This is a genomic window from Nocardioides sp. zg-1228 (assembly GCF_017086465.1).
Taxonomy (GTDB): Bacteria; Actinomycetota; Actinomycetes; order Propionibacteriales; family Nocardioidaceae; genus Nocardioides.
Genome location: NZ_CP070961.1, coordinates 1,535,568 through 1,561,493 on the forward strand (window position 1 = coordinate 1,535,568; position 25,926 = coordinate 1,561,493).

At 73.4% G+C, this 25,926-nt stretch carries 24 protein-coding genes and 1 other RNA gene; 16 read left to right on the forward strand and 9 right to left on the reverse strand.

Annotated elements, in window-relative coordinates; genetic code table 11:
- The first annotated feature begins 226 nt into the window (after positions 1-226).
- From JX575_RS07405 to lysX, 3 genes are all read left to right on the forward strand, one after another.
- On the forward strand, positions 227-478 hold the full coding sequence (locus JX575_RS07405; RefSeq protein WP_186342646.1) for a DUF559 domain-containing protein: 252 nt from the start codon (positions 227-229) through the stop codon (positions 476-478).
- A 234-nt stretch (positions 479-712) separates the two neighbouring features.
- Positions 713-1,444 carry a DUF998 domain-containing protein gene (locus tag JX575_RS07410; RefSeq protein ID WP_186342645.1) on the forward strand — a complete coding sequence of 244 codons (732 nt, stop codon included), beginning with the start codon at positions 713-715 and terminating at the stop codon, positions 1,442-1,444.
- A complete protein-coding gene (lysX, locus tag JX575_RS07415; RefSeq protein WP_186342644.1) occupies positions 1,441-4,791 on the forward strand; it encodes a bifunctional lysylphosphatidylglycerol synthetase/lysine--tRNA ligase LysX in 3,351 nt (1,116 codons plus the stop codon). The genes JX575_RS07410 and lysX overlap by 4 nt, the downstream gene beginning before the upstream one ends.
- 35 nt (positions 4,792-4,826) lie before the next feature.
- Here lysX and rnpB read toward each other — a convergent pair.
- Both rnpB and map read right to left on the reverse strand, forming a co-directional pair.
- An RNA gene (rnpB, locus tag JX575_RS07420) (RNase P RNA component class A) lies at positions 4,827-5,190 on the reverse strand.
- A gap of 13 nt (positions 5,191-5,203) precedes the next feature.
- Positions 5,204-6,076 (reverse strand): type I methionyl aminopeptidase, encoded by an 873-nt coding sequence (gene map / locus JX575_RS07425; RefSeq protein ID WP_186342643.1) that lies wholly within the window; start codon positions 6,074-6,076, stop codon positions 5,204-5,206.
- On the opposite strand from map, the gene JX575_RS07430 reads away from it, so the two are divergent.
- The gene (locus JX575_RS07430) at positions 6,075-6,299 is read left to right on the forward strand and encodes a hypothetical protein (protein WP_186342642.1); all 225 of its coding nucleotides are present in this window, start codon (positions 6,075-6,077) and stop codon (positions 6,297-6,299) included. The genes map and JX575_RS07430 overlap by 2 nt on opposite strands.
- Here the strand turns inward: JX575_RS07430 and JX575_RS07435 are convergent, their stop codons facing one another.
- The 4 genes from JX575_RS07435 to JX575_RS07450 all read right to left on the reverse strand — a co-directional run bounded on the left by JX575_RS07435 (position 6,300) and on the right by JX575_RS07450 (position 10,116).
- Entirely contained in the window at positions 6,300-6,959 is a 660-nt protein-coding gene (locus tag JX575_RS07435; RefSeq protein ID WP_186342641.1) for a hypothetical protein, read from the reverse strand.
- 104 nt (positions 6,960-7,063) lie between these two features.
- Positions 7,064-7,909: a 3-methyl-2-oxobutanoate hydroxymethyltransferase gene (gene panB, locus JX575_RS07440; RefSeq protein ID WP_186342640.1), complete on the reverse strand. Its 846-nt coding sequence runs from the start codon at positions 7,907-7,909 to the stop codon at positions 7,064-7,066.
- Positions 7,910-8,021: 112 nt separating this feature from the next.
- Complete coding sequence (locus tag JX575_RS07445; protein ID WP_186342639.1) at positions 8,022-9,185, reverse strand: PQQ-dependent sugar dehydrogenase; 1,164 nt, start codon at positions 9,183-9,185, stop codon at positions 8,022-8,024.
- Positions 9,186-9,195: 10 nt separating this feature from the next.
- Positions 9,196-10,116, reverse strand: coding sequence for a GNAT family N-acetyltransferase (locus tag JX575_RS07450; RefSeq protein ID WP_186342638.1), 921 nt, complete (start codon positions 10,114-10,116; stop codon positions 9,196-9,198).
- Positions 10,117-10,220: 104 nt separating this feature from the next.
- Between JX575_RS07450 and JX575_RS07455 the strand changes: the two genes are divergently transcribed.
- The 3 genes from JX575_RS07455 (at position 10,221) to JX575_RS07465 (ending at position 13,184) form a co-directional block, all read left to right on the forward strand.
- A complete protein-coding gene (locus JX575_RS07455) occupies positions 10,221-12,260 on the forward strand; it encodes an NAD(+) synthase (RefSeq protein WP_186342637.1) in 2,040 nt (679 codons plus the stop codon).
- A 112-nt stretch (positions 12,261-12,372) separates the two neighbouring features.
- The gene (locus tag JX575_RS07460) at positions 12,373-12,750 is read left to right on the forward strand and encodes a hypothetical protein (protein ID WP_186342636.1); all 378 of its coding nucleotides are present in this window, start codon (positions 12,373-12,375) and stop codon (positions 12,748-12,750) included.
- A gap of 50 nt (positions 12,751-12,800) precedes the next feature.
- Positions 12,801-13,184, forward strand: a complete 384-nt coding sequence (locus JX575_RS07465) for a hypothetical protein (protein WP_186342635.1) — start codon at positions 12,801-12,803, stop codon at positions 13,182-13,184.
- Positions 13,185-13,208: 24 nt separating this feature from the next.
- On the opposite strand, the gene JX575_RS07470 is transcribed toward JX575_RS07465, so the two are convergent.
- Both JX575_RS07470 and JX575_RS07475 read right to left on the reverse strand, forming a co-directional pair.
- Positions 13,209-14,507 carry a HAMP domain-containing sensor histidine kinase gene (locus JX575_RS07470; RefSeq protein WP_186342634.1) on the reverse strand — a complete coding sequence of 433 codons (1,299 nt, stop codon included), beginning with the start codon at positions 14,505-14,507 and terminating at the stop codon, positions 13,209-13,211.
- 1 nt (position 14,508) lies between these two features.
- Entirely contained in the window at positions 14,509-15,213 is a 705-nt protein-coding gene (locus JX575_RS07475; RefSeq protein ID WP_186342633.1) for a response regulator transcription factor, read from the reverse strand.
- 101 nt (positions 15,214-15,314) lie between these two features.
- Here JX575_RS07475 and JX575_RS07480 point away from each other — a divergent pair, with 101 nt between their 5' ends.
- From JX575_RS07480 to JX575_RS07510, 7 genes are all read left to right on the forward strand, one after another.
- The gene (locus JX575_RS07480) at positions 15,315-15,746 is read left to right on the forward strand and encodes a hypothetical protein (protein WP_186342632.1); all 432 of its coding nucleotides are present in this window, start codon (positions 15,315-15,317) and stop codon (positions 15,744-15,746) included.
- Positions 15,747-15,826: 80 nt separating this feature from the next.
- Positions 15,827-16,474: a hypothetical protein gene (locus JX575_RS07485; RefSeq protein WP_186342631.1), complete on the forward strand. Its 648-nt coding sequence runs from the start codon at positions 15,827-15,829 to the stop codon at positions 16,472-16,474.
- Positions 16,475-16,497: 23 nt separating this feature from the next.
- Positions 16,498-17,256, forward strand: coding sequence for a hypothetical protein (locus tag JX575_RS07490; protein ID WP_186342630.1), 759 nt, complete (start codon positions 16,498-16,500; stop codon positions 17,254-17,256).
- A gap of 54 nt (positions 17,257-17,310) precedes the next feature.
- Entirely contained in the window at positions 17,311-18,657 is a 1,347-nt protein-coding gene (locus JX575_RS07495) for a glutamine synthetase family protein (protein ID WP_186342629.1), read from the forward strand.
- A gap of 19 nt (positions 18,658-18,676) precedes the next feature.
- Positions 18,677-21,658, forward strand: a complete 2,982-nt coding sequence (locus JX575_RS07500) for a bifunctional [glutamine synthetase] adenylyltransferase/[glutamine synthetase]-adenylyl-L-tyrosine phosphorylase (RefSeq protein ID WP_186342628.1) — start codon at positions 18,677-18,679, stop codon at positions 21,656-21,658.
- Between the two features lie 53 nt (positions 21,659-21,711).
- Positions 21,712-22,386: a SatD family protein gene (locus JX575_RS07505; protein ID WP_206054551.1), complete on the forward strand. Its 675-nt coding sequence runs from the start codon at positions 21,712-21,714 to the stop codon at positions 22,384-22,386.
- Entirely contained in the window at positions 22,383-23,117 is a 735-nt protein-coding gene (locus JX575_RS07510) for a hypothetical protein (protein WP_186342627.1), read from the forward strand. The genes JX575_RS07505 and JX575_RS07510 overlap by 4 nt, the downstream gene beginning before the upstream one ends.
- On the opposite strand, the gene JX575_RS07515 is transcribed toward JX575_RS07510, so the two are convergent.
- Positions 23,099-23,539, reverse strand: a complete 441-nt coding sequence (locus JX575_RS07515; RefSeq protein WP_186342626.1) for a CBS domain-containing protein — start codon at positions 23,537-23,539, stop codon at positions 23,099-23,101. The two genes, JX575_RS07510 and JX575_RS07515, sit on opposite strands and share 19 nt — an antisense overlap.
- Before the next feature lie 401 nt (positions 23,540-23,940).
- Here JX575_RS07515 and JX575_RS07520 point away from each other — a divergent pair, with 401 nt between their 5' ends.
- Both JX575_RS07520 and JX575_RS07525 read left to right on the forward strand, forming a co-directional pair.
- Entirely contained in the window at positions 23,941-25,194 is a 1,254-nt protein-coding gene (locus JX575_RS07520) for an HNH endonuclease signature motif containing protein (RefSeq protein WP_186342625.1), read from the forward strand.
- A 145-nt stretch (positions 25,195-25,339) separates the two neighbouring features.
- Positions 25,340-25,699 carry an MmcQ/YjbR family DNA-binding protein gene (locus JX575_RS07525; protein ID WP_186342624.1) on the forward strand — a complete coding sequence of 120 codons (360 nt, stop codon included), beginning with the start codon at positions 25,340-25,342 and terminating at the stop codon, positions 25,697-25,699.
- The last annotated feature ends 227 nt before the right edge of the window (positions 25,700-25,926 follow it).

Genomic DNA, 25,926 nt, shown 5'->3' on the forward strand with positions numbered 1-25,926 from the left:
AGCGGGCGCGGCCCGATGTCGGCAGGCTGACGGGCATGGGGACCCGTCGAGGCGCTGCAGCGCTACGGCGGCCACGCCTCGCACCAGCAGCTCCTGCAGCTGACGACACGTCGCCTGCTCCGGGCCGCGGTCGAGACCGGTCAGGTGGTCCGTCCTCCGGGCGCTGTGCCTCGATGCCTCGCTGGACGTGCACCCGCAGCTCGCAGTCGACCTGGGGTCGGGGACCGTGCATCCCGACCTGGTCGTGCCGGCCCCGAAGGTCGTCCTCGAGGCCGACTCGTGGACCTTCCACGCGACCCGAGGGGCCCATGCGCGCGACTGCGCCCGCTACAACCTGCTGGTGCTCCACGGGTGGCGGGTGCTCCGGTTCACGTGGGAGCAGGTGAGGCTCGAGCGGACCTATGTCCGCTGGACCCTCGCCCAGCTCGTAGGTGTCGGACAGGACGAAGTCGACGGCGGGCTCGCGGCCACCGCGTGAGGCGGGCGCCCCAGCTGAGTTCGTCCTGTCCGACGCGCCGGGGAGCGCGGCTGCGACGCGACCGGCCCGGTCGGTCGTCCGGCACACTGTCGATATGTCCCTCACGGACAGCGAGCGCCACGAGGTGGCGCGCTGGCAACCGGCCGACCCGCTGGCTGCCGCGCCCTCGAGCCACCTCGTGCCGCGCGACGCGTCCGCCGTCGCCCGTCGTGCTCGGACACGAAGCGGGCACCCGTGAGCCGCGCGCGGTCGGATCGTCGTCCCGGGCTGCTGGTCGTCGGATGCGTGGCGGCGCTGCTCTACGCCAACTTCATCCTCGACTGGATCCTGCGCGGGTTCGAGGGGATGGACCTGGTCGTCAGCACGCTCGGGGCGCCCGGCGAGCCCCACGCGGTCGCGCTGCGGGTCACCGACGTGGTGTGCGGCGTGCTGGTCCTGGCGCTCCTGCCGCGCGTACGCTCGCTGCTCCCGCCCGGGCCGTGGCGCGAGGTCGCGGTCTGGGGGACCGTCGTGTTCGCGATCGGAGCGGCCGCCGCGGCTGCGGTCCCGACGCCCTGCGGACCGGGCGAGACCTGCGACGCCCCGCGCCAGCTGGTGCAGTCCCTCATCCACAACGGTGCCAGCCTCGTCTCGGAGGGTGCGCTCTTCGTCGGCATGGCGGCGGTGTGGCGCGCGACCCACGCGACCGGCCCCGTGTGGTTGCGCCGGGTCGCCTTCTGGGACTTCTGGATCGGCGGGGTCGTCTTCACCAGCCTGTTCGCCTACTTCGGCTACTTCAGTGACGCGATGTGGATCGCCAGCGCCGCGCAACGGATCCACATCCTCTTCGTCAGCGCCTGGATCGTCTGCCTGGGTGTCGTCGCCGCCCACCCCCACCACCTCGACCCGAGCTCGAGGCCCGAGCGCCCGGCCGGACCGGACGAGCAGAGACCTGCCGCGTCAGAGACAAGGACCGATGACCGATGAGCACGAGGTCCCGCTGGTCGCCCGCCGAGGCGTCCCCCCAGCGCAGCGTCCCGCAGCACGCGCCTGCCGACGACCGGTGGCCGGACCTGTTCGCCTCGGCCGCCTACGCATGGGCGTTCCTCGTGCTCGTCGTGGCGCTCGTCCCCTCCTGGGGGCGCCACTTCGCACGCAACGACGACGTCGTGTCGCTGCTGCTGCTGCCGGTGGTGCCCAGCGTCGTCTACGCCTCGCTCGTGCTCGTCGTCGCGGTCGCGCTACGACGCCGGATGCGGGCCGCGTGGTGGGTCCTGGTGGTCTGGTTGCTGGTCGTGCCGCAGGTCGGCCGGGTGGTGTGGATCGTCCAGGGCGAGCGGGTCGTGCCGGCGAGCATCGGCTTCGTGGTCATCACCGCGGTCCTCGTGCTCGCGGTGCGGGTGCGGCACCAGTTCGTCGCCCGCAGCGCCGCCGGCACCCTCCGGTCGGCGGCGGCGCTCGTCCTCGCCGGCAGCGCGATCCTGCTCGTGGGTGGAGGGCTGCTCACCCAGCGCTTCGGCACGGCGTCCGGCCTCGGCGAGGCGGTGACGTACGTCCTGAACGCCACGCTTGTCGACGTCGGACGGGTCGGTCCGGGCACCGACGTCACCGCCCCCTGGTGGGTGCGTGCACTCATCGGCGCGGTCGGCACGGTGGTCGCGCTGTCCACCGCGGTCCTGCTGTTCCGCTCGCCCCGCGACAGCCGGGTGCCCGACGTCGCCGAGGAGGCCACGGTGCGCTCGATGCTGCGCGACGCCGGCGACCACGACTCGCTCGGCTACTTCGCGACGCGGCGCGACAAGTCGGTCGTCTGGGACACCGGCGCCCCCACGACCGCCCGAGCCGGGGTGTCGTACCGCGTCGTCGGCTCGGTGAGCCTCGCCAGCGGCAACCCGATCGGTGACCCGCGCTACTGGCCCGACGCGATCGGGCGCTGGCGCCAGGAGGCGCGTCGGAGCGGGTGGTCGCTCGCGGTCATGGGGGCGGGACACGAGGGTGCGCTCGCCTTCGCCGACGCGGGCCTGACGATGCTCGACATCGGCGACGAGGCGATCGTCGACCTGGCCGCCTTCTCCCTCCACGGGACCGGCATGAAGCCCGTGCGCCAGTCGGTGTCGCGTCTGCGCCGCCGCGGCTACACCGCGACGGTCGTCCGCCACGCCACGCTCGGCGAGGACGACTTCGCCACCCTGGCCGTCGCCGCCGGCCAGTGGCGCGGTGACGGTGGGGACGAGCGGGGGTTCTCGATGGCGCTCGGACGACTCGGCGACCCGCTGGACGGGATGTGCGTGCTGGTGCGTGCGCACGACGCCGACCGTCGGCTGCGCGGCTTCCTGAGCTTCGTCCCGTGGGGTCGCACCGGGCTGTCGCTCGACCTGATGCGTCGCGATCCCACCGCCGACAACGGACTCGTCGAGCTGATGGTCGCCAGTCTCGCCGACCAGGCCCCGCGCCTCGGTGTCGGGCCGGTCTCGCTCAACTTCGCGATGTTCCGCGAGGCCTTCGAGCGCGGTGCGGAGGTCGGGGCGGGACCGGTGGCCCGGCTGTGGCGCCAGGGCCTCCTCCTCGCGAGCAAGAACTGGCAGCTGGAGTCGCTCTACCGCTCCAACGCCAAGTACCAGCCGGAGTGGCAGCCCCGCTACATGGGCTTCGAGTACGCCTCCGACCTGCCCCGGGTCGGGACGGCGGCGGGCAGCGCCGAGGGCTTCCTGACCGCCCCGTCCATCGCGCTGCTGCGTCACCACACGAAGGAGCACCTGCTCGCCACGGGCGGGGACGAGCACGCCGCGGAGGTCCTGGCGCTGATGCGTCCCGAGCGCGACGTGGTCGCGGAGGCGCTGTCGAGTGCGCACCTCCCGGAGCAGATGCGGGTGCGGCGCGACAAGCTCGACCGGCTGCGCGCCGACGGCGTGGAGCCCTATCCGGTCACCGTGCCGCGCACGCACACGCTGGCGGAGGTGCGCTCGATCGTCGGCGACGTCGGCCCCGACGTCGACACCGGCCACCGGGTCTCGGTGGCCGGCCGGGTGCTGCTCAAGCGAGACATGGGAGGGGTGGGGTTCGCGACCCTGCGCGACGGCAGCGGTGACCTCCAGGTGATGGTCGACGCCGACCACGGCGGGCGCGAGCAGCTCGCGTTCTGGGAGCACTCCGTCGACCTCGGCGACCACGTGAGCGTCACGGGCGAGGTCGTCACGACGCACGCGGGCGAGCTCAGCGTGCGGGCGACGTCGGTCCTGCTGGCGGGCAAGGCGCTGCGCCCGCTGCCCGACAAGCACAGGGGGCTCACCGACCCGGACGCTCGCGTGCGGATGCGCTACGTCGACCTGATCGTGCGGCCCGACTCCCGCACGATGGCCTACCGGCGCGCCGCCATCGTCCGCAGCGTCCGCGACAGCCTGCACGAGCGGGGCTTCACCGAGGTCGAGACGCCGATCCTCCAGACGATCCACGGCGGGGCCAACGCGCGGCCGTTCGAGACTCACATCAACGCCTACGACCTCGACCTCTACCTGCGCATCGCGACCGAGCTGCACCTCAAGCGGCTGGTGGTGGGTGGGATGGAGCGGGTCTTCGAGATCGGTCGGCAGTTCCGCAACGAGGGCGCCGACGTCAAGCACAACCCGGAGTTCACCTCGCTCGAGGTGTACGAGACCTACGGCGACTACGACAGCATGCGGGTCCTGACCCAGGAGCTCGTCCAGGAGGCCGCGACGGCCGTCTACGGCTCACCGGTCGCCCGTCGCGCGGACGCGGACGGCACGATCGTGGAGATCGACCTCTCGGGCCAGTGGCCGGCCCGCACCGTGTGCGAGGCCGTGTCCGGGGCACTGGGGGAGGAGGTCACCGCGGACACCCCCCTGGCCGAGCTCGTCCGGCACGCCGAGCGGATCGGCCTCGAGGTCGACCTCGAGCCCTCCTGGGGTCCGGTGCTCGAGGCGATCTACGAGGAGCTCTGCGAGGCCCGGACCACCACTCCCGTCTTCTACACCGACTTCCCCAAGGAGAACGCCCCGCTGACGCGCGCGCACCGCGACGACCCGCGGCTGGCCGAGAAGTGGGACCTCGTGATGTTCGGCGCGGAGCAGGGCACGGCCTACTCCGAGCTGGTGGACCCGGTCGACCAACGGGCGCGGCTGGTGGCGCAGTCGCTGCTCGCCGCTGCCGGCGACGTGGAGGCCATGCAGGTCGACGAGGACTTCCTCGCCGCACTCGAGTACGGCATGCCGCCGACCGGCGGCATGGGGCTGGGGATCGACCGCCTGGTGATGAACCTGACCGGGCACAGCATCCGCGACACCATCCTGTTCCCGCTGGTGAAGCCGAACCGCTGATCGCCTCGGGCGTTGCCGAGGGGCAGATGGGGTGAGGAGTGGGTCGGCCTGTAGGCCGGGTTCTGTCCCGCTCGCGCGGGGGCGACCATCCATCTGCGACGACCGTTGCCGGCCGCCTGGTGCGATCTACCCGGATGCTCGGGCGGGCCGCCCTCAAACGCATCCTGTCTGATCTTGCTCCGGGTGGGGTTTGCCTAGCTGCGCCGGTCGCCCGGCGCACTGGTGGTCTCTTGCACCACCGTTTCACCCTTACCGCCCTCCGGAGAGGGAGGCGGTCTGTTCTCTGTGGCACTGATCCCGCGGGTTGCCCCGGGTGGCTGTTGGCCACCACCCTGCCCTGTGGAGCCCGGACCTTCCTCGACCCCACTCACGTGGAGCCGCGGCCGCCCGGCCGACCCACTCAGGGGGAAGTCTAGGGGTGCGTGAGCACCTCGGCGCCATCGTCGGTGACGACCAAGGTGTGCTCGAACTGCGCGGAGCGGAGCCCGTCCTTGGTCACGGCCGTCCAGCCGTCGTCCCAGATGTCGTAGTCGGGGGTGCCGAGGTTGAGCATCGGCTCGATGGTGAAGGTCATCCCGACCCGGATCTCGTCGTCGAAGCGCGCGTCGTCGTAGTGGGGGATGATCAGGCCGGAGTGGAACGCCGTGCCGATGCCGTGGCCGGTGAAGTCGCGCACGACGCCGTAGCCGAAGCGCTTGGCGTAGGCCTCGATCACCCGGCCGATGACGTTGACGCGGCGACCGGGCTTGACGGCCTTGATCGCCCGGTCGAGCGCCTCCTTCGTCCGCTCGACGAGCAGCCGCGACTCCTCGTCGACGTCGCCGGCGAGGAAGGTGGCGTTGGTGTCGCCGTGCACGCCGTCGAGGAAGGCGGTGATGTCGATGTTGACGATGTCTCCGTCCTCGACGACCCGGCTGTCGGGGATGCCGTGGCAGATGACCTCGTTGACGCTGGCGCACAGCGACTTGGGGAAGCCGCGGTAGCCGAGGGTCGACGGGTACGCGCCGTGGTCGCAGAGGAACTCGTGGCCGATCCGGTCGAGCTCGTCGGTGGTCACGCCGGGCACGACGTGCGAGCCGACGAGCTCGCGCGCCTGGGCCGCGAGCCGGCCGGCGACCCGCATCCGCTCGATCGTCTCGGCGTCCTTGACCTCCTCGCCGGTGAAGCGCTGCGGCGCCGGCTGGTCGACGTACTCCGGGCGGACGATGTGGGCGGGCACGGCACGGCGTGCGGATACCTCTGCGGGGGATACGGCTGGCACGGCCCGAGTGTAGTTTCGGCCCATGAGCGAGAACGAATACTGGTTCTGCCTGACCCACCGCACGGTCGAGGGACGAGACGGCTGCAAGAACAGCGACCGGCTCGGCCCCTACGCCTCGGCGGCGGAGGCCTCCCGCGCGCTCGAGAAGGTCGAGGAGCGCAACGAGGAGTGGGACAACGACCCGGCCTGGAACGACGAGGCCGCGACCCCGGGGGACGGCGTCAGCGACGCGACTCCCGACAGGTGATCACTTCTTCCTGCCCTTCTTGCCGGTGACGGGGTTGGCCGCCTGAGCCAGGTCGGCCGCGGCGCGGACGCTCTTGAGGGCGCGCTTGGTGTTCTTGTCGAGGGTGCGGGTGAGGTCGGCGATCGCCGCCTCGTACTGCTTGCTCACCCGCGCTGCCGTCTCGGCCGCGACCCGCTCGGCGGTCTCCTGCGCGACCTTCTGGATCATCGCGGCGGTGCTGATGGCCTGGGCGCCGACGTCGACCGCGCGCTCGGCGGGCGAGCGCCGCGCCGACGACGCGATGGGCTTGGCCGTTGGCCTCGGCGTCGACTGCTGGGCCGACCGCCCAGCGGGCGGGGAGGCCGACGGGCGCGCCGGCGCCGTGGCCGACGACGACTTCGTGCCTGTGGTCTTCGTGGCTGTCGACTTCTTCGTGGCGGACTTCGCGGCGGACTTCGTGGCCGGCGACTTCTTCGCCGCAGACTTCGTGGCGGGGGTCTTCGTCGCGGTCGACTTCTTGGCCGTTGACTTCGCGGGGGACTTCTTCGCCGTTGACTTCGCGGGGGACTTCTTCGCCGCGGACTTGGTGGTGGCGGACTTCTTCGCCGCGGACTTGGTGGCGGTCGACTTCTTCGCCGGGGACTTCTTGGCTGCCGTCCTGCCGGCCGGGGTCTCGCTCACGTCGGGCTCCTCGCGTCGTCGGGACCTCGATCCTTCCGTGCCGGGGCCGACTTGTCACCGCCACCGGCCCGCCGGCGGCAGCGCGGCGGGCCGGACCGGGGACCTCAGAAGGTGTGCTCGGGGCCGGGGAACGTGCCCCCGCGGACGTCGTCGGCGTAGGCCCGCGCCGCCTCGAGCAGCACGCCGTGGACGTCGGCGTACTGCTTGACGAAGCGCGCCATCCGGCCCGTGCGCAGGCCGAACGCGTCCTGCCACACGAGCACCTGGCCGTCGCACGCCGGACCGGCGCCGATGCCGATGGTGGGGATGGTCAGCTCCTTGCTGACCTGCTCGGCGACGTCGCCGGGCACCATCTCCATCACCACGGCGAACGCGCCGGCGTCCTCCATCGCGTGCGCGGCGGCCAGGATCCGGTCGGCCGCCTCGCCGCGCCCCTGGACCCGGTAGCCGCCGAGGGCGTGCTCGCTCTGCGGGGTGAAGCCGATGTGGGCCATGACGGGGATGCCGTTGGTCGACAGCTTCTCCACCTGGGGCGCCACCTCGACGCCGCCCTCGAGCTTGACGGCGTGCGCGTCGGCCTCCTTCATGAAGCGGACGGCCGTGTGGAAGGCCTGCTCCGGCGACGCCTGGTAGGAGCCGAACGGGAGGTCGGCGAGGACCAGCCCGCGCCGCGCGGCGCGCGAGACGGCGCGGACGAGGGGGATGAGCTCGTCGACCGTCACGGGCAGCGTCGTCTCGTAGCCGAGGACGTTGTTGGCCGCGGAGTCACCGATGAACAGGATGTCGATGCCGGCCTCGTCGAAGACCGCCGCGGTGTACATGTCGTAGACCGTGAGCATGGTGATCTTCTCGCCGCGCTCCTTCATCTCCCGCAGGTGATGGGTGCGTACGCGCTTCACGGGCGCCGACGGTGCCGGGCCGGAGCCGTAGGGGGCAGTCTCTTCGGGCATGCTCGCTCCTCGTCATCTCGCGGCTCCCTGCTGGAGTCCACGGACCACTCGTCAGGCTAGTGGCGACCGGTCGGTAGGGCGCTGTGGCGGCCGTCACGCTCGGCGGCGGACGTCAGCGCGGCGAGACGCGGACGACCCGGTCGCGCGCGCCGTTGTCGGTGGTGAGGAGGAGGTCGCCGTCGCGCGCCGCGGTGACCGAGCGCAGTCGGCCCAGGCGCTGCAGCCGGGGCGGACGGGTGACGGAGGTGAGCCGACCGGCGGCGTCGAAGCGGAGGAACAGGACCGCGGAGCCCTTGAGCGCGGCGACGGCGAGCGTCCCCTCGAGCGGTCCCCACTGGGAGCCGCGCACCCAGGCGGCGCCGGAGGTCGCGATCGTCGGGGTACCGGAGGACCACGCGGCCTCCTGCTGCTGGCCCGGGAGCGACTGGTCGGTCATCGGCACGGTCTCGTCGTAGCCCGGGACCGGGTTCCAGCCGTAGTCACCGCCCGGGACGAGCAGGTTGACCTCGTCGTCGCGGTCGCTGCCGTGCTCGACCGACCAGAGGGTCCCGTCGTCGCGCTGGGCCAGGCCCTGGACGTTGCGGTGGCCGTAGGTCCACACGAGCGGGCGGGCACCGCTCGCGTCCGCGAACGGGTTGCCGGGCATCGGCGCGCCGGTGCGGCGGTGTACCCGCAGCACCTTGCCGCCGAGGGAGTCGAGGGAGCGCGGGTTGGTGCCGACGGCGGCGTCGCCGGTGCCGACGAACAGGGCGTCGCTGTCGCGGTCGAGCAGCAGCCGGCAGCCACCGTGGCGTCCCGACGTCGCCGGGAAGTCGCCGACCACGAGGCGCGGCTGCGAGAGCCTGCGCCACCGCGGGTCGACCCGCCACCGCGTCACCCGCACCTCCGTGCCCCGCCGGGTCGAGGCGCCGTGGCACGCCCACAGCGTCCGCGAGCCGGCGTCCACCGCGATCGACAGCAGGCCGGTCTCGCCGGAGACCCAGACCTGCGTCGAGAGGTCGGCGAGGGTCCGGCGCTTCCCCTTCCGTACGACGCTGAGCCGGGCGCGGTCGCGCTCGGAGACGAGCAGCCGGCCACCCGGTCCCTGCTGGACGTCCCAGGGGTGCTGGAGCCCGCGGACGACGGTGCGGACCCGCAGCTGTGGGGCTCGCTCGTCGCGAGGGGCGGCACGTTCGCCGGCCCCGGTCGCCGGCGGCGGAAGGGTGACGAGCCCGGCGACGAGCGCGGCGAGGGCGACGGACAGGGACCACCGGGTGCTGCGGAGGGGCTGGCGCACGGCGCCGACGCTACGACTGCGCGAGGGCGCCGGTAAAGGGTGGCTCGCCGGGCGGCAGGGGACGGGCGAGCTGGATGCCGACCCGGGTGGTGGCGTAGCCGAGCCGGGTGTTGAGGGCGCGCATCGCTGCGTTGCCGTCCTGGGTCCAGGTGTAGACCTCGTGGATCCCGTGGTCGGCCGCCCAGGCGAGGGCGCGCTGCTTGAGGTGGACTGCCAGGCCGCGCCCGCGCCAGGCACGGCGCACGGCGGTCAGGCCGTTCTCGGCGCGGGTCGGCTGGTCGGGGTCGCGGCCCAGGCCCGCGCAGCCGACGACCTCCCCGTCGTGCAGCGCGAGGAACATCGGGTCGGCGAGCCAGGACGTCGCCCAGCGCTCCGGCGTCACGTCGAGCGGGGTGTCGACGGCGAAGTCCGCCAGCGCCTCGAGCCCGAGGCCGTCGTACGCCGCCTCCCACAGCCCGGGCCGCTCCTGGGCGGTGACGACCTCGATCCCATCAGGGGCCGGCGCCACCGCGATCGGGGCGTCGATGCGGAAGGTCTGCTCGACCTCGCGGTTGACCTCCTCGAACCCGAAGCGCTGTGCGAAGGCGAGCGAGCCCTCGTCGTCCGCGCCCGCGCGCAGCGTCGGGACGCCGAGGCCGGCGACGTGCGCGACGAGCCGGTCGAGCAGGGCCGTGCCCACGCCGCGCCTGCGGTGCTCGGGGAGCACGCGCGGCACGACCGAGCCGCCGCCGCTGGTCTCCGAGCGGTCGGCCAGGCCGGAGCCGACCACCACGCCGTCCTCACGGGCCAGCACCATCAGCCGATCGGGCCCGGCGTGCGCGCGCATCTCCTCCACCGACTGGGCGCGCTCGTAGGGCACGACCGCGATCCGCACCTGTCGCCACGCCTCGAGGTCCTCGTCGGAGGCACACGGGGTGATGACGAGGGCCATGACCGCACCGTAGGACGTGTCGGCCCGGTCCTCCCACCCATTTGCCGGCCCGCGTGCCCCGAGGGGTGGGATCTCGGCCCGGTCCGCTTCCCTAGAGTGGCGGCGTGGACTTCTACTCCGCCTACGCCCAAGGGTTCGCCCGCATCGCCGCCGTCACCGTGCCCGTGCACCTGGCCGACCCGGCCGCCAACGCCGCCGAGGTGATCGAGCAGGCGCGGGCCTGCCACGACGACTCGGTCGCGGTCGCGGTGTTCCCCGAGCTGGGCCTGACGGGCTACTCGGTCGACGACCTCTTCCTCCAGGACACCCTGCTCGCCGCGGTCGAGGAGGCGATCGCCGACATCGTGGCGGCCAGCGCCGACCTGATGACGATGCTCGTCATCGGGGCGCCGGTGGTGCACGGCACCCGGGTCTTCAACTGCGCTGTCGTGGTGCAGCGCGGGTCGGTCCTCGGCGTGGCGCCCAAGTCCTACCTGCCCAACTACCGTGAGTTCTACGAACGCCGCTGGTTCGCCCCGGGCGACGACCGCGAGCTGGAGTGGATCACGGTCGCCGGCCAGGAGGTCCGCTTCGGGCCGGACCTCATCTTCCGCTGCCTCGACGTGCCCGGCCTCGACCTGCACGTCGAGGTCTGCGAGGACCTGTGGGTGCCGGTGCCGCCGAGCGCCGAGGCCGCGCTCGCCGGGGCCACCGTGCTGGCCAACCTGAGCGGCTCGCCGATCACCATCGCCCGCGCCGAGGACCGCCGGCTCCTGGTGCGCAGCGCCAGCGCGCGGTGCGCCGCGGCGTACGTCTACGCCGCCGCCGGCCAGGGCGAGTCGACGACCGACCTGAGCTGGGACGGCCAGACGATGGTCTACGAGTGCGGCTCGCTCCTCGGCGAGAGCGAGCGGTTCCCCGACGGCCCGCGCCGCACGGTGGTCGACGTCGACCTCGACCTGATCCGGCAGGAGCGGATGCGGCAGGTCACCTTCGACGACAACCGGCGCACCCACCACGAGCGGGTCAACCGCTTCCGCACCGTCGAGTGGGAGCTCGAGCCGCCCGTCGGCGACATCGGGCTGATGCGCAAGGTCGACCGCTTCCCGTTCGTCCCCGACGACCCCGAGCGCCTCGAGCTCGACTGCTACGAGGCCTACAACATCCAGGTCTCCGGGCTCGAGCAGCGGCTCACCGCGATCGGCGCGCCGAAGGCCGTGATCGGCGTGAGCGGCGGTCTCGACTCCACCCACGCGCTGATCGTCGCGTGCAAGGCGATGGACCGGCTCGGGCGCCCGCGCAGCGACGTGCTGGCCTTCACGATGCCCGGCTTCGCGACCGGCTCGACCACCAAGTCGTACGCCACCCGGCTCTCGCAGGCGCTCGGGGTGACGTTCGAGGAGCTCGACATCCGGCCCGCCGCCGAGCAGATGCTCGCCGACATGGGCCACCCCTACAGCGAGGGGGAGAAGGTCTACGACGTCACGTTCGAGAACGTCCAGGCCGGGCTTCGCTACGACTACCTCTTCCGGCTGGCCAACCAGCGCGGGGGCATCGTCGTCGGCACCGGCGACCTCTCCGAGCTCGCGCTCGGCTGGTGCACCTACGGCGTCGGCGACCAGATGTCGCACTACAGCGTCAACGCCGGCGTGCCCAAGACGCTCGTGCAGCACCTCATCCGCTGGGTGATCAGCCACGGGGAGCTCGAGGAGGCCAACGAGGTCCTCGCGGAGATCCTGGAGCAGGAGATCACCCCCGAGCTGATCCCGGTCGAGGAGGGACAGCGGCCGCAGGCCACGCAGGACACCGTCGGTCCCTACAACCTGCAGGACTTCACGCTCGCGCTCGTCGTGCGCCACGGCTTCCGGCCCCGCAAGGTCGCCTTCCTGGCCTGGCACGCGTGGCAGGACGCCGCGGCGGGGGAGTGGCCGCCCGGGTTCCCCGAGGACGCGCGGGTGGCGTACTCGCTCGAGGAGGTCCGCACCTGGCTGCAGGTCTTCGTCAAGCGCTTCTTCGCCAACCAGTTCAAGCGCTCGGCGCTGCCCAACGGGCCGAAGGTCAGCCCGAGCGGCACCATGAGCCCGCGCGGCGACTGGCGGATGCCCAGCGACGCCAAGGGCACCGCGTGGCTCGCCGAGATCGAGCGGGACGTGCCGACCTCCTGAGGTCTTTGCCTGCCCTTAACGGCCGGCTGGAGCGCGCTTAGCCCCCCGCCCGCCAACCTCGTGGTCGACGGACGCCACCCGGGCGTCCGACGACGAAGGAGGAAATGTGCGGATGAACGTGGTCATCGCCGTGGTCGTGGTCGTGGCGGTCGCGATCGGGCTGGGCGTGTGGTGGGCCGTGGACGACGCGGCCGACAAGAGCGCCACCGAGCGCGGCACGTGCGGCGGCGCCACCTGGGAGCTCACGACCGAGCGGGAGGACGGCGGCACCGAGGTCAGCGCCGAGCTGCAGTCGGCCGGACCGGGCGAGGAGTGGCAGGTCGAGCTGACCCGCGACGACACGTCCCTGCTCAGCGGCGTCCGCACGACCGACGAGGACGGCGAGATCGACGTCGACGCCTTCAGCTCCGGCGACTCGGGCGACGCGTCCTACTCCGTCACCTTCACCCCCGCCGACGGGGAGCCCTGCACGGCCACGATCGGCTCCTGACCCACCACGAAGCGCGGCCCGTCCGGGCCACCCGACCTGAGGAGTACCCCATGAAGAAGACGCTCATCGCCACCACCGCCCTGGTCGCCACCGCCGCGGCCGGCACCACCGTCCTCGTCGCGTCGCCCGCCAGCGCCGACGTCGAGCGGCGCGGCACCTGCGCCGGCGCGACCTTCGAGCTCAACGTCGACCGCGAGGGCCGCCGCGGCTTCGAGGTCGACGCCGACATCGACCGGGCCCGCCCGGGCAGCCAGTGGCGCGTGGCCATCCGTCACGACGGCAAGCTGGCGGTGTCCCGCGTGCTGCGCGCGGACGACGAGGGCGAGCTCAGCCTCGACACGTTCCGCCGCAACACCCCCGGCAAGGACACCTTCAAGCTGACGGTGACGCCCGCCGGCGGGAAGTCCTGCTCGCTGAAGGTCACCGTGCGCTGAGCGACGGCTCCGCAGGGGCCTGGGTCAGGCCGTCCGCAACGTGACGGCGACCCGGGCTCCTCCCATGTCCGAGGTGCCCGCCTCCAACGCGCCGCCGCAGCTCTCGGCCGTGCGGGCCGCGATCGAGAGGCCGAGCCCGGTGGAGCCGCCTCCGCTCGACCCGCGGCCGGTGGCGTCGAGCCCGGGCGGCAGGCCCGGGCCGGCGTCCTCGACGACCAGCTCGACCACGTCGTCCTGCGCGTCGAGGGTGATCCGCACGGCCGCGTCGTCGGGGGTGTGGGAGAAGACGTTGTCGAGCAGCACGTCGACCAGCGCCTCCAGGTCGGCGCGGCTGGCCCGCAGGAGCGGCCCCGCCGGTGCGAGGTGGACCTCGTAGGGGCGGCCCTGGTCCTCGGCCAGCGGCTCCCAGTGGCGTACGCGCTCGGTGATCACCGCGACCGCGTCGGTGCGGGGGTCCAGCCCCTCGCGCTCGGAGCGCCGGGCCTCGCGGACGATCTCGTCGACGGTGGCCTGCAGGGCGTCGAGGTCGCCGCCGAGCCGGTGGCGCAGCAACGGGTCGTCGACCGCCTCGACCCGCAGCCGCAGGGCGGTGACCGGCGTCCGCAGGCGGTGGGAGAGGTCGGCGACGTTGGCCCGCTCGCGCGCGAGGAGCAGCTGGATGCGCCCGACCAGCCGGTCCACCGCGCTGGCGAGCTCCTGCACCTCGGGCGGGCCCGACACCGCAGGGAGCGGGGTGACGACGCCGGTGCCGCCGAGCGAGCGGGTGTGCCGGGCGAGCTGCCGGATCGGAAGCACGAACGAGCGCCCCAGGCGGTCGACCACGGCGAGCGAGCCGGCCAGGAGCACGAGCGCGAGCAGCGCGAGGAGCCCCCACGCCGCCCCGACGGCCGAGTCGAGGCCGGGCTCGTCCACGACGACACGGATCACCGGGGTCTGCGACGGGAGCGCGGAGTTGCCGCCCCGCGAGACCGGCACGAGGAGCTGCGACCCACCGGGCACGTCGTCCACGCGCGCCCGACCGGTGTTGCGGGCGTCGAGGACCAGCGCGCCCTGTCCGGGGTCGGGGCCGATCTCCGGCCCGTCGGGGTAGAGCACGGTCACCCGTGCGTCGCGGTCGCTGTCGTTGACGCGGTCGACGTACTGCGCGACCGCGCCCGCGTCCTGGCCCGACACGACGGTCTCCACCGCCTGGACCTCCAGCGCGGCGCGGGCCAGCCGGTCCTCCAGGGCGTAGCTGCGCACCAGGATCATCATCGGCACGAGCATCGCGAGCAGGACCATGGAGATCGCGGCCGCCGCCGTCACGAGGAGGCTGCGGCGCACCTCAGTCGTCCTCGGCCTGGTCGGGCCCGGGCGCGGCGAGTCGTACGCCGACGCCGCGCACGGTGGTCAGGTAGCGGGGCGAGCCGGCGGTCTCGCCGAGCTTGCGGCGCAGCCACGACAGGTGCACGTCGACGGTCTTGTCCGAGCCGCCCCACGGCTGGCGCCACACGTCGACCAGCAGGTCACGCTTGGTCACCACCTCGCCGGGTCGCTCGGCGAGGTGGGCGAGCAGGTCGAACTCGCGCGGCGTCAGGTCGATCGCCCGGCCGTCGAGCTGCACGCGGCGACCGGCCAGGTCGACGGACAGGCCGCCGACGGTGAGGGTCGTGGGCCGCCGCCGGCCGGACGCGGCGCGGCGCAGCACCGCGCGGACGCGGGCGTCGAGCTGGGCGCTGGTGAAGGGCTTGACGACGTAGTCGTCGGCGCCGGCGTCGAGGGCCCCGACGAGCGACGGGTCGTCGGCGCGGGCACTGGCGATGATCACCGGCACCTCGCTCACCGCCCGCAGCATCGACAGCACCTGGGTGCCGTCGACGTCGGGCAGGCCGAGGTCGAGCACGACCAGGTCGGGGGAGGAGTCGACGGCGAGCTGCAGCCCGCCCATCCCGGTCGGCGCCGAGGTGACCGTGTGGCCGCACTCGCGCAGGCCCCGCACCAGCAACGGCCTGATCCGGTCGTCGTCCTCGATGATCAGCACCTCGGCCACCCATCGACCGTACCGTCCCCGACGCGCGCCACCGCGGCCTTAGCCGCGCCTTAACCGGCTCCTCACCCCACGCTGACCGGCGAACCGGCAAGATGCGCCCCGTGAGACGTCGGATGCTGCTCGTGGGCCTGTGGGTCGCGGCCACGCTCCTCGCCGTGGTCGCCGGCGTGTTCGCGGTGTCGACCGTGGGCGCCACCATCCGCGACCGCGGTCCCGTGGGCGACGAGGTCGCCCGCGACGCCTCTGTGCCGTCCCCCACCGTGCCCGAGCCCGACGGTCCGGCCGTGTCCGACGAGATCACGGGGGAGTGGGGGGCCTTCCTCGTCGAGTGCCGCGACACCTGGGCGTACGGCGTCGGTGTGCGCGCGGACAAGCAGGCGGGCTGGCGCGCCGTGAGCTGGGAGCGGGGCCCGGACGACGACGTCGAGGCGGTCTTCAGCGACGGTCGCAGCTCGGTCGAGCTCGACGTCTTCTGCAACCGCGGACGGCCCACGCTCGGCGACCTCGAGCGAAACACGCTGGGCGACGACTGATCCTTGTGCCAGTCTCGGTGTCACCCGATGGACCGCAGCCCGCGTCCCCATCGCTGACACCACCTCACGGGGAGACAGAGATGACCCACCGATCCACCGCCCGTCCCACCGTCCCATCCGGCGCCCTCCGGTCGCTGGCCACCGCGCTCGCGGGCGTCGCGCTGCTCGCCGGCTCGCTGGCGTCCGCGCCCGCCCACGCCCGGCCGGCCCCCGCTGAGCCCGCCGAGCGCGCCGCCGCCCGCACGACGCTGACCTTCACCGTCGACGACTGCGAGGGCTGCGAGATCCAGCTCGTCAACGCCCGGCGCACGCTGGACGTCGTGGTCCACGTGTGGCAGTCGCGCACCAGGAAGGTGCGCGACGGATCGGTGACCTTCCGCGTCGCCGCCAGGCGCACGTGGGGGATGTCGGCCACCGTCGTCGCGCCCTGGGAGGGCCAGACCGGCTATCTCACCACGGTCGCGTGGCGCTACAACGGCAAGCGCGTCGGCGACCCCGTCACCGTGGAGGAGGCCGTGACCAAGCGACGCGCGTCGGCGTGCTGGGAGGGCGTCCGCAGCCGGAGGGTCATCGTGCCGCTCGTCGTGGAGAAGGTGTGGGTCGACGGGGTGCGCAAGAAGGTCAACGGAAGCATCGCCTTCGTGCCCACCACCCAGAGCTGGCTCGCGCCGATGCGCGAGGTCTGGGACGGCGTCCTCGGGTCGCAGGACGTCAACATCTGCGGCTGACGGTGGTGCTAGCGTCCGAGCGCATGAGCGGGCGCCACGCGTTCACCTCGCGCCCCGTCGGTGTCTTCACCGTCGTGGTCACGGGCGTGATCGGCGTCGGCGCCCTCTACCTGGCCGCGACGCGCGCGGAGCAGCGCCTGCTCAACCTCGTGCTCGGCGCGTTCATGGTGTCGGTGGCCGCGATGGTCGGCCTCGGCCAACGGCGCAGCACCTCGACGTGGCGGCGCACCGAGCTGCGCGGACGCCCCGCGTGGGCGCTGGCGCTCGGCGAGCGCGGCCAGGCCCCCGCGGTCGCCGTCGTGCTGACGACGCTCGGCATCGGCCTGGGGCTGGCGGCCGTGCTCGACGAGCGCACCGGGGTGCGTGTGGTGGCCGGCGTCCCGGCGCTGCTCGTGCTGGTGCTGGCCGCCGAGATGTGGCGTGCGTGGTCGCGGCGACCCGAGCTGCGGATCTCGGCCGACCTCGTCGAGCTGCACGGCATTGGCATCGACAGCGAGCTGGCGTGGGACGACGTCGGCGCCGTGGTGCCCGACAGCCTCGGCACCCGCTGGGCCGCGCTGGTGCTGACCGCCGCGGCGGGCGCGCCGTCGTACCGGTGGCGACCGAGCCGGCTACTGCTTCCCCTCGACCGCGAGCCCGACCCGCCGGGCATCCACCTGCGCGTCGGGCTGGTGGCCGAAGAGGCCGAGCTGCGGCGCCTGCTTCGCGAGCTGCACATCGCCGACAGGGCCCGGCGCGAGGCGCTGATCGGCGGCGGGATGCCGTCGGACGCGGGTTTCTGACTCGGCTGCGGACACCCAACGACCGTCGCGTCGCGCTGGCCCTAGGCTGGTGGCATGGGCAAGCAAGAGGACTTCGTGATCCGGGCGCTCGAGGAGCGTGACGTCCGGTTCGTGCGGCTGTGGTTCACCGACGTGCTGGGCTTCCTCAAGAGCGTGAGCGTCGCACCGGCCGAGCTCGAGAACGCGTTCGAGGAGGGCATCGGGTTCGACGGCTCGGCCATCGAGGGATTCGCCCGCGTCTACGAGTCCGACATGCTCGCGCACCCCGACGCCTCGACGTTCCAGATCCTGCCATGGCGCACCGGCGACGAGGGCGGCCCGGCCACCGCGCGGATGTTCTGCGACATCGTGATGCCCGACGGCAGCCCGTCCTACGCCGACCCGCGCCATGTGCTGAAGCGGACCCTGAGCACCGCCGCCGACAAGGGCTTCACCTTCTACACCCACCCCGAGATCGAGTTCTACCTGTTCAAGGACGTGCCGGGGAAGGGCGACGAGCCGGAGCCGGTCGACCGCAGCGGCTTCTTCGACCACACCGCCCAGTCGCGAGGAGCCGACTTCCGCCGCGACGCCATCACGATGCTCGAGGCGATGGGCATCTCGGTCGAGTTCAGCCACCACGAGGGCGGCCCGGGCCAGCAGGAGATCGACCTGCGCTACGCCGACGCGCTGACCACCGCCGACAACATCATGACCTTCCGCACGGTCATCCGGGAGGTCGCCCTCGGCCACGGGATCTGGGCGTCCTTCATGCCCAAGCCGTTCACCACCCACCCTGGGTCGGGCATGCACACCCACGTGTCGCTCTTCGAGGGCGATCGCAACGCCTTCTTCGAGGCCGGCGCGCAGTACCAGCTCTCCAAGACCGGCCGGCAGTTCATCGCCGGGATCCTGCGCCACGCGGGCGAGATCAGCGTGGTCACCAACCAGTGGGTCAACTCCTACAAGCGCCTGCTCGGTGGGGGCGAGGCCCCGTCCGGCGTGTGCTGGGGCCACAACAACCGGTCCGCCATGATCCGGGTGCCGATGTACAAGCCCAACAAGGGCCAGTCCACCCGCATCGAGCTGCGCACGATCGACCCGGCCTGCAACCCCTACCTCGCCTTCGCGGTCGTCCTGGCCGCGGGCATGAAGGGCATCGAGGAGGGCTACGAGCTGCCCCGCGAGGCCGAGGACGACGTCTGGTCGCTGACCGAGCGGGAGCGCAGGGCACTCGGCATCGCGCCGCTGCCGCGCAGCCTGTGGGACGCCATCGGGATCGCCGAGGACTCCGAGCTGCTGGCCGAGACGCTCGGCGAGCACGTCTTCGACTTCTTCCTGCGCAACAAGCGCGCCGAGTGGGAGGAGTACCGCACCCAGGTCTCCGCCTACGAGCGCGACCGGATGCTGCCGGTCCTCTGAGCCCGGCGGACTGACGCAGATGGGGGACACGCCGGGGTCGTACGTCCGCAAGGGCTTCGTCGACGGCGCCGCCGCTGCCCGCGGGATCGCGCGGCTCGGCGAGGCGGGTCCGCCGCTGACCGACGAGCTCGCCGCGTCGGCCGACCCGGACGCCGCGCTCGAGGGCCTGCTCCGGCTCGCCGAGGCCCTCGACGAGCAGGCCGAGGGCACCGGCGCGGAGATGCTCACCGAGGTGGCCGACGACGAGGGCACCGCGATGCGACTGTGCAGCGTGCTCGGCGCGAGCGCCGCCCTGACCCTGCACCTGGTCCGCCACCCGGAGCACTGGCGCGAGCTGACCGACCCCACCCTCGGCACCACCCGGGCCGCCGCGTACGCCCTGCGCGAGGCGATGCTGCGCGCGGTGGGCGCCGACCCGCGTGCTGGGGAGCCGGTGGCCGGACTCCCCGACGCCGAGGCCGTCGACGCGCTGCGCGTGGAGTACCGCAGGCACCTGCTGCGGCTGGCCTCGCGCGACCTCTCCCACCACGTGGCGCTCGACGACGCGGCGGCCGAGATCTCCGACCTCGCCGCGGCCACCCTGGAGGGCGCGCTGGCCGTGGCCCGCGCGCGGGTCGGCGACGGCGCCCGCACGGTGCGGCTCGCGGTCGTCGCGATGGGCAAGTGCGGCGGCCACGAGCTCAACTACATCTCCGACGTCGACGTCGTCTTCGTCCACGAGCCGGCACCCGGGGCCGACGAGGGCGCCGCCCTGCGCGCGGCCACCCAGCTCGCCTCGCACCTGATGCGGATCTGCTCCGACCACACGCGCGAGGGGACGATCTGGCCGGTCGACGCCAACCTCCGACCCGAGGGCAGCCAGGGCCCGCTGGTGCGCACCCTCGCCAGCCACCAGGGCTACTACGAGAAGTGGGCCAAGACCTGGGAGTTCCAGGCGTTGCTCAAGGCGCGACCGGTCGCGGGGGACGCCGACCTGGGCCGTCGCTACCGCGAGATGGTGGCCCCGATGGTGTGGAGCGCCGCGGGTCGCGACGGCTTCGTCGAGGACGTGCGGGCGATGCGCCGACGAGTCGTCGAGCACATCCCGGCGCACGAGGCCGAGCGGCAGCTCAAGCTCGGCTCCGGCGGCCTGCGCGACGTCGAGTTCGCGGTGCAGCTGCTCCAACTCGTCCACGGCCGGGCCGACCCGTCGTTGCGCGAGGGCGCGACGCTGAGCGCGCTGAGCCGCCTCACCGACGGCGGCTACGTCGGTCGCGAGGACGGCGAGAAGCTGCACGAGGCCTACACGTTCCTCCGCACCCTCGAGCACCGGATCCAGCTCTACCAGCTGCGGCGCACGCACGTGCTGCCCGAGGATGAGGCGTCGCTGCGTCGTCTCGGCCGCTCCATCGGCATCTTCTCCGAGCCGGCCACCCAGGTCGACCGGCGCTGGCGCCACCACCGCCGCGAGGTGCGCCGGCTCCACGAGAAGCTGTTCTACCGACCGCTGCTCGGGGCCGTCGCCAAGCTCCCCGGCTCGGAGGCACGGCTGTCGCTGGAGGCCGCGGAGGCCCGGCTGTCCGCCCTGGGCTACGCCGACCCGCGGGCCGCGCTGCGCCACCTCGAGGCGCTGACGAGCGGGGTCTCGCGCACCTCCGACATCCAGCGCACCCTGCTGCCGGTGCTGCTGGGGTGGTTCGCCGACTCGCCCGACCCCGACGCGGGGCTGTTCGGCTTCCGGCGGATCAGCGAGAGCCTCGGCCGCACCCCGTGGTACCTCACGATGCTGCGCGACGAGGGCGAGGTCGCCCAGCGGCTCGCCCTCGTCCTCGGCACCTCGCGCTACGCCACCGACCTGCTCGAGCGCGAGCCGCAGGGCGTGAGGATGCTGGGGGAGTCGCTGGTGCCGCTGACCGCCGAGGCGGCGCTGGCGGAGATGCAGGCGGTCGCCGAGCGCGCCGACTCGCCCGAGGCCGCGGTCGCCGCTGTGCGCTCGGTGCGCCGGCGCGAGCTGCTCCGCATCGCCTGCGGCGACCTCGTCGCGGGCACGGACGTGGCAGTGGTCGGCCAGGGGCTGACCCGGCTCACCGACGCCACCTTGCAGGCGACGCTCGACATCGCGATCGAGGCGGTGCGGCGCCAGCGTGGCCTGGACGCGCCGCCGAGCCGGATCGCCGTGGTCGCGATGGGTCGCTACGGCGGGTTCGAGCTGTCGTACGGCAGCGACGCCGACGTGATGTTCGTGCACGAGGCCGCCCACGGTGCGGACACCCAGGCCTCGGCGTCGTTCGCGACCGCGGTCGTCTCGGAGGTACGTCGCCTGCTCTCGCTGCCGGCCAGCGACCCGCCGCTGGAGATCGACGCCGACCTGCGCCCGGAGGGCAAGAACGGCCCGATGGTGCGCACCGTGGAGTCCTACGCCGCCTACTACGCGAAGTGGTCGGACGTGTGGGAGTTCCAGGCCCTGCTGCGAGCCGACGCGGTGGTCGGCGACCCCAACCTGCGCGCCCGCTTCACCGAGCTCATCGACCCGCTGCGCTTCCCCCTCGACGGCATCGCGGAGTCCGCCGTGCTCGAGGTGCGTCGGATCAAGGCACGCGTCGACGACGAGCGCCTGCCGCGCGGCGCGGACCGGCACACCCACCTCAAGCTCGGTCGCGGCGGGCTGGCCGACGTCGAGTGGACCGTGCAGCTGCTGCAGATGCGGCACGCGGGGCGGGTCGAGGGGCTGCGCACGACGCAGACGCTGCCCGCCCTGGAGGCGGCGGCCGGGGCGGGGCTGGTCGCCGAGGCCGACGCGGCGACGCTGGCGGAGGCCTGGCGGCTGGTGAGCCGGGTGCGCAACGCCGTCACGCTCGTGCGCGGCAGACCGGCCGACCAGCTGCCCAGCGACGCCCGCGAGCGCGCCGCGGTCGCGCGGGTGCTGGGCTACCCGCAGGGCGCGTCGGACGAGATGGTCAACGACTACCTGCGCACCACCCGCCGCGCCCACGCCGTGGTCGAGCGGGTCTTCTGGGAATGAAGCGATGTGCTTCATCGATGGACAAATGAAGCAATGACCTTCATTATCGAGGAGTGCCCAGGACTGCCGTCGCGACGCTGATCGGCGACCTCGTGGGGTCTCGAGCCTCCCACGACCGCGCCGACCTCCACCAGCGCCTCGAGTCGGCGCTGGGCGAGGTCAACGACCTGGTGCACCCGCTCCGGCCGCTGTGGGTCACCGTCGGGGACGAGTACCAGGGTGCCTTCGCGACGGTCGCGGAGGCCGTGCGGGCCACGCTGCTGGTCCGGACGCGGCTGCTCCCGGACCACGACGTGCGCCACGGCATCGGCTGGGGAGCGACGACCGTCCTCGACGCGGACACCGGCATCGAGGACGGACCCGGGTGGTGGGCGGCCCGGGTGGCGATCGAGGCCGCCGCCAGCGCGGAGCACAGCCCGGCCCAGCGGTGGCTGCGCACGGCGTACGTCGTGGCCGACGGCGCCGCCGGGGGAGCGGACCCCGCCCTGGTCAACGCCGGGCTGGTGCTGCGTGACGAGCGGGTCAGCGGCCTGTCGGCGCGCTCGGTGTCGGTGCTGCGTGGTCTGCTGTCCCACGAGACCCAGCGCGACGTCGCCGACGCCCTGGGGATCAGCGCGTCCGCGGTGTCGCAGCGGGTGCGCGCCGACGGGCTCGCGGCGATCGTCGCGGCCCACGACCTGCTCGCGCCCGCCAGTGGGGGCGACGACCGGGAGGAAGGAGACCGATGAGCTGGCTCGGGATCCTGCTGATCGGGTTCGCGGTCACCGACCTGATCCACGCCGTGCGCCGCACGCGCTACCTGCCCGAGTGCGTCGGGGCGCTGGTGGCGCTGTGCACCGGCCTGCTGGCCGGGCTGACGTCGGGGCGGGACGTGGCGGCGCTCCTGGGCATCGCGGTCGTGGTGCTGCTGTGGGGCCTGACGGTCACGTGGGGCTTCGGCCACCCGGGACCGAAGGCGGCCCGGCTGCCGCTCGGCGTGTTCCTGGTGGCGCTGGTGGGCGCGATCGCCTGCTCCGGGCTGGCGCCGGAGGCCTCCGGCCCGCTGGCCCGGTGGCTCGACTCCCTCGCCGTGGGCGATCTCGACGGCGTCGGTCCCGACCGGTTCCTGCTGCTTCTCGGCGCGTTCGCGATCCAGCTCTCCACCGGCAACGTGCTGGTCCGGCTGGTGCTCAAGGCGACCGGCACCATCAACCCGCGGGCCGACGGCGCGATGCCGCCCACCCGGCTCAAGGGCGGGCGCCTGCTGGGTCCGCTCGAGCGCGTCTTCATCCTCGCCCTCGCCCTCGGCGGGCAGGTGACGGCGGCCAGCGTGGTCGTCGCCGCCAAGGGGCTGCTGCGCTTCCCCGAGCTCTCGTCGCGGCGCGACCAGGACCGGATCCACCAGCTCACCGAGTACTTCCTGCTGGGGTCGTTCGTGTCGTGGCTGGTGGCCCTGGGCTCCTACGTCCTGCTGGCCTGAGCGCCGGGGCCGTCGGTGCGCTCGGCGCGCCGCGAGGCGACGCCGGCGTCGGTGCAGAAGCCACCTCCGTGGCGCTTGAGGCAGAGCAGCCCGACCAGCAGCCCCTGGCGGTCGACCACGGCGACGCGCCGCTCGCCCACGGCGCGCATCGCCCGGCGTACCTGCTCCGCGGGCAGGTCGGCGCCGATGGTGCGCCCCTCGAGCACGGCATGCGCGAGCGCGGGCTGCTCCCCGGACCCGGCGGCGGCGAGGTCCCGGCGCACGAGCGTGCCGAGCAGCTGCTCGCCGACCCGGCCCGTGCCGGTGAGCAGCACCATGTGGACGTGAGGGCTGGCGAGGACCTCCTGTACATCGGCCACCGTCGCCTCCCCGTCCAGGACGATCGGGGACCGCAGCATCACCTCTGCCACCCGTGCCGTCACCCTGCGACGATAGGCGCACCCCGCGCGAGTGTCTGCCTCGGGCGGCGAGCGGGGACCTCAGGTCGGGGCGGGTCGCCCCGCGGGCGGTACGAGCAGCAGCCGCTCCCTGCGGAGGGGGAGACGCCCGGGCGGGTGCGGCGCTGCGGCGTCCGTCCCCGCGACGGTGGGCTCCGCGCCGCTCGTCCGCGATCGAACACGCTTGCGAATATGCGCAAGAGCGGGTAGTCTGATCGGACGCACCATAGGTCCATGGCTCCAGGGCGTCGCCCGGGCCATGGCTGAGTGGAGCGAGTTGCGAGGGTGACGTAATAGTCCGGGGACCCGGGCCTCCAGGAGCGACGACCATCGATCGATCGCGCGCGTGCGCGATCGGCTCGTCGTCGACGTGGAGGAGGTCCGTGGTGGTGCACCCGATCATCGCCGCCGCCTGCGACGTCCGCGCGCGCCTCAAGTCGGTGTCCGGGGCCAACCCGACGTTCATGACCACCGCCGAGAAGGCGAGCGCGTTGGGTGAGCTGGGTCGGGCCGAGGGACAGCTGGCCGAGCTGCGGTTGCGGATCCTCGCCGAGGCCGGCGACCTCGCTGCCGACACCGCGGCCCGGGACGCCGCCGGCTGGCTGGCGCAGCAGACCCGCACGTCGTTCGCGGACGCGCGGTCCGACCTGCGCCTGGCCGAGTCGTTGGACCGCCACCGGCCGGTCCTCGCGGCCGCCATGCGGGAGGGCGCCGCGAGCCTGGCGCAGGCGCGGGTGATCGATCGTGCGCTCACCGCGCTGCCCGGTGCCGTCGACGCCGAGACGGTGTCGCTGGCCGAGGCGCACCTCGTCGACCGGGCGGGGGAGTTCGGTCCCAAGGAGCTCGGTCGCATCGGGCGCCGCATCCTCGACGTCGTCGCGCCCGAGGTCGCCGAGCGAGCCGAAGCCGCTCGGCTCGCCGACCTCGAGGCCCACGCCCGCGAGCACACCCGGCTGACGATGCGTCGGCTCGGCGACGGCACGACCCGCATCTCCGGCCGGCTCCCCGACGCCGCGGCGACACGGTGGGTGACCTACCTGGAGGCCTTGACCAACCCGCGACTGGCTGGTCCCGCCGGGGGCGACGTCGCCGAGCGGCTTCCCCACCCGCGCCGGATGGGCGAGGCGTGGATCCAGCTCCTCGAGACCCTCGACGCCGGTCGGCTGCCGGTCCACGGCGGCGACGCGACCACCGTGGTCGTCACCATCTCGTTGGAGTCGCTCAGGGCCGAGCTCGCCACGGCGGACCTGCTCGGCTCGGGGCTGGTGCCGGGCGACGAGCTCACGGGGGACCGGATCACCGCCGCCGAGGCGCGCCGCCTGGCGTGCAGCGCCAGGATCCTTCCGGTGGTCCTCGGCGGCGAGGGCCTGCCGATCGACCTCGGCCGTGTCCGGCGCCTCTTCACCCCCGCGCAGCGCAAGGCGCTCCTGGTCCGCGACCGCACCTGCCGTGCCGAGGGCTGCGAGATCCCCGCCACCTGGTGCGAGGCCCACCACCTCGAGCCCTGGCACCACGGCGGACCCACCGACCTCGCCAACGGCCTCCTGCTCTGCACCCACCACCATCACCGCGTCCACGACGCCGGACACCGGGTCGACCGGCTCCCCAACGGCGACCTCCGCTTCCATCGACGCAGATAGGAGGCACGGGCGGGACAGTCTTGGTCGGTCATCGGGCGAGCAGGAGCCGGTGACACCCGGTCAACGAGGGAGGACGATGTCTCGATGGGCCGACTCGCGATCCCCGCGGCCGCGTCCTGAGGGGCGGTGCGGTGGTGGTGCGAGAGTGGCGGTGATCGACGACGTCCGCGCGCTCGGGTCGGAGCTCGAACGTTCCTACGAGGTCTACGTACGAGGGCGCCTGAAGTTCCGGGTCAAGCAGATCGTCTACGTCGCGTTCTCCCTCGACGAGCGCGTGATGGGGTTCGGGTTCCCCAAGGAGGAGCGCGCCGCACTCGTGGAGAGCGAGCCGCACAGGTTCCACCTGCCCCCGCAGGCCGACCTGCGCTTCCACTGGGTCCACGCCGACCTTGCGACGCTGGACCCTGCCGAGGCCCGCGAGCTCGTCGTCGACGCCTGGCGCCTGGTCGTGCCGCAGAAGGTCTCGCGCGCCTACGACCTCGCCCACCCCCACGGCCCGGGCTGACGTCCGCAGCCGAGCGGGAGACCTCACGGGGTTCGTCCCTCACGGCGACGCAGCACCGGATCTGCTGCGCGAGCCGCCGCGGGTCGTTCGCGTCGAAGGCCAGCTGCCAGAAGGTCACGCGACCCAAGGTAGGGGGCGATCCGGGGGGTGTGTCGACGCCCACCCCCAGCCACCCGGAAGACCCACGCCGAAGCCGCTCCTTGACACAGAGGGGTGCCAGATCCGGG

Bases quoted from the DNA above. Each gene is read 5' to 3' on its own strand.
- map (WP_186342643.1), bottom strand. From the start codon at position 6,076: ATGGGCCGAAACTACACTCGGGCCGTGCCAGCCGTATCCCCCGCAGAG.
- JX575_RS07500 (WP_186342628.1), top strand. From the start codon at position 18,677: ATGGGGGACACGCCGGGGTCGTACGTCCGCAAGGGCTTCGTCGACGGC.
- JX575_RS07495 (WP_186342629.1), top strand. From the start codon at position 17,311: ATGGGCAAGCAAGAGGACTTCGTGATCCGGGCGCTCGAGGAGCGTGAC.
- panB (WP_186342640.1), bottom strand. From the start codon at position 7,909: ATGCCCGAAGAGACTGCCCCCTACGGCTCCGGCCCGGCACCGTCGGCG.
- JX575_RS07485 (WP_186342631.1), top strand. From the start codon at position 15,827: ATGACCCACCGATCCACCGCCCGTCCCACCGTCCCATCCGGCGCCCTC.
- JX575_RS07430 (WP_186342642.1), top strand. From the start codon at position 6,075: ATGAGCGAGAACGAATACTGGTTCTGCCTGACCCACCGCACGGTCGAG.
- JX575_RS07460 (WP_186342636.1), top strand. From the start codon at position 12,373: ATGAACGTGGTCATCGCCGTGGTCGTGGTCGTGGCGGTCGCGATCGGG.
- JX575_RS07510 (WP_186342627.1), top strand. From the start codon at position 22,383: ATGAGCTGGCTCGGGATCCTGCTGATCGGGTTCGCGGTCACCGACCTG.
- lysX (WP_186342644.1), top strand. From the start codon at position 1,441: ATGAGCACGAGGTCCCGCTGGTCGCCCGCCGAGGCGTCCCCCCAGCGC.
- JX575_RS07490 (WP_186342630.1), top strand. From the start codon at position 16,498: ATGAGCGGGCGCCACGCGTTCACCTCGCGCCCCGTCGGTGTCTTCACC.
- JX575_RS07465 (WP_186342635.1), top strand. From the start codon at position 12,801: ATGAAGAAGACGCTCATCGCCACCACCGCCCTGGTCGCCACCGCCGCG.
- JX575_RS07450 (WP_186342638.1), bottom strand. From the start codon at position 10,116: ATGGCCCTCGTCATCACCCCGTGTGCCTCCGACGAGGACCTCGAGGCG.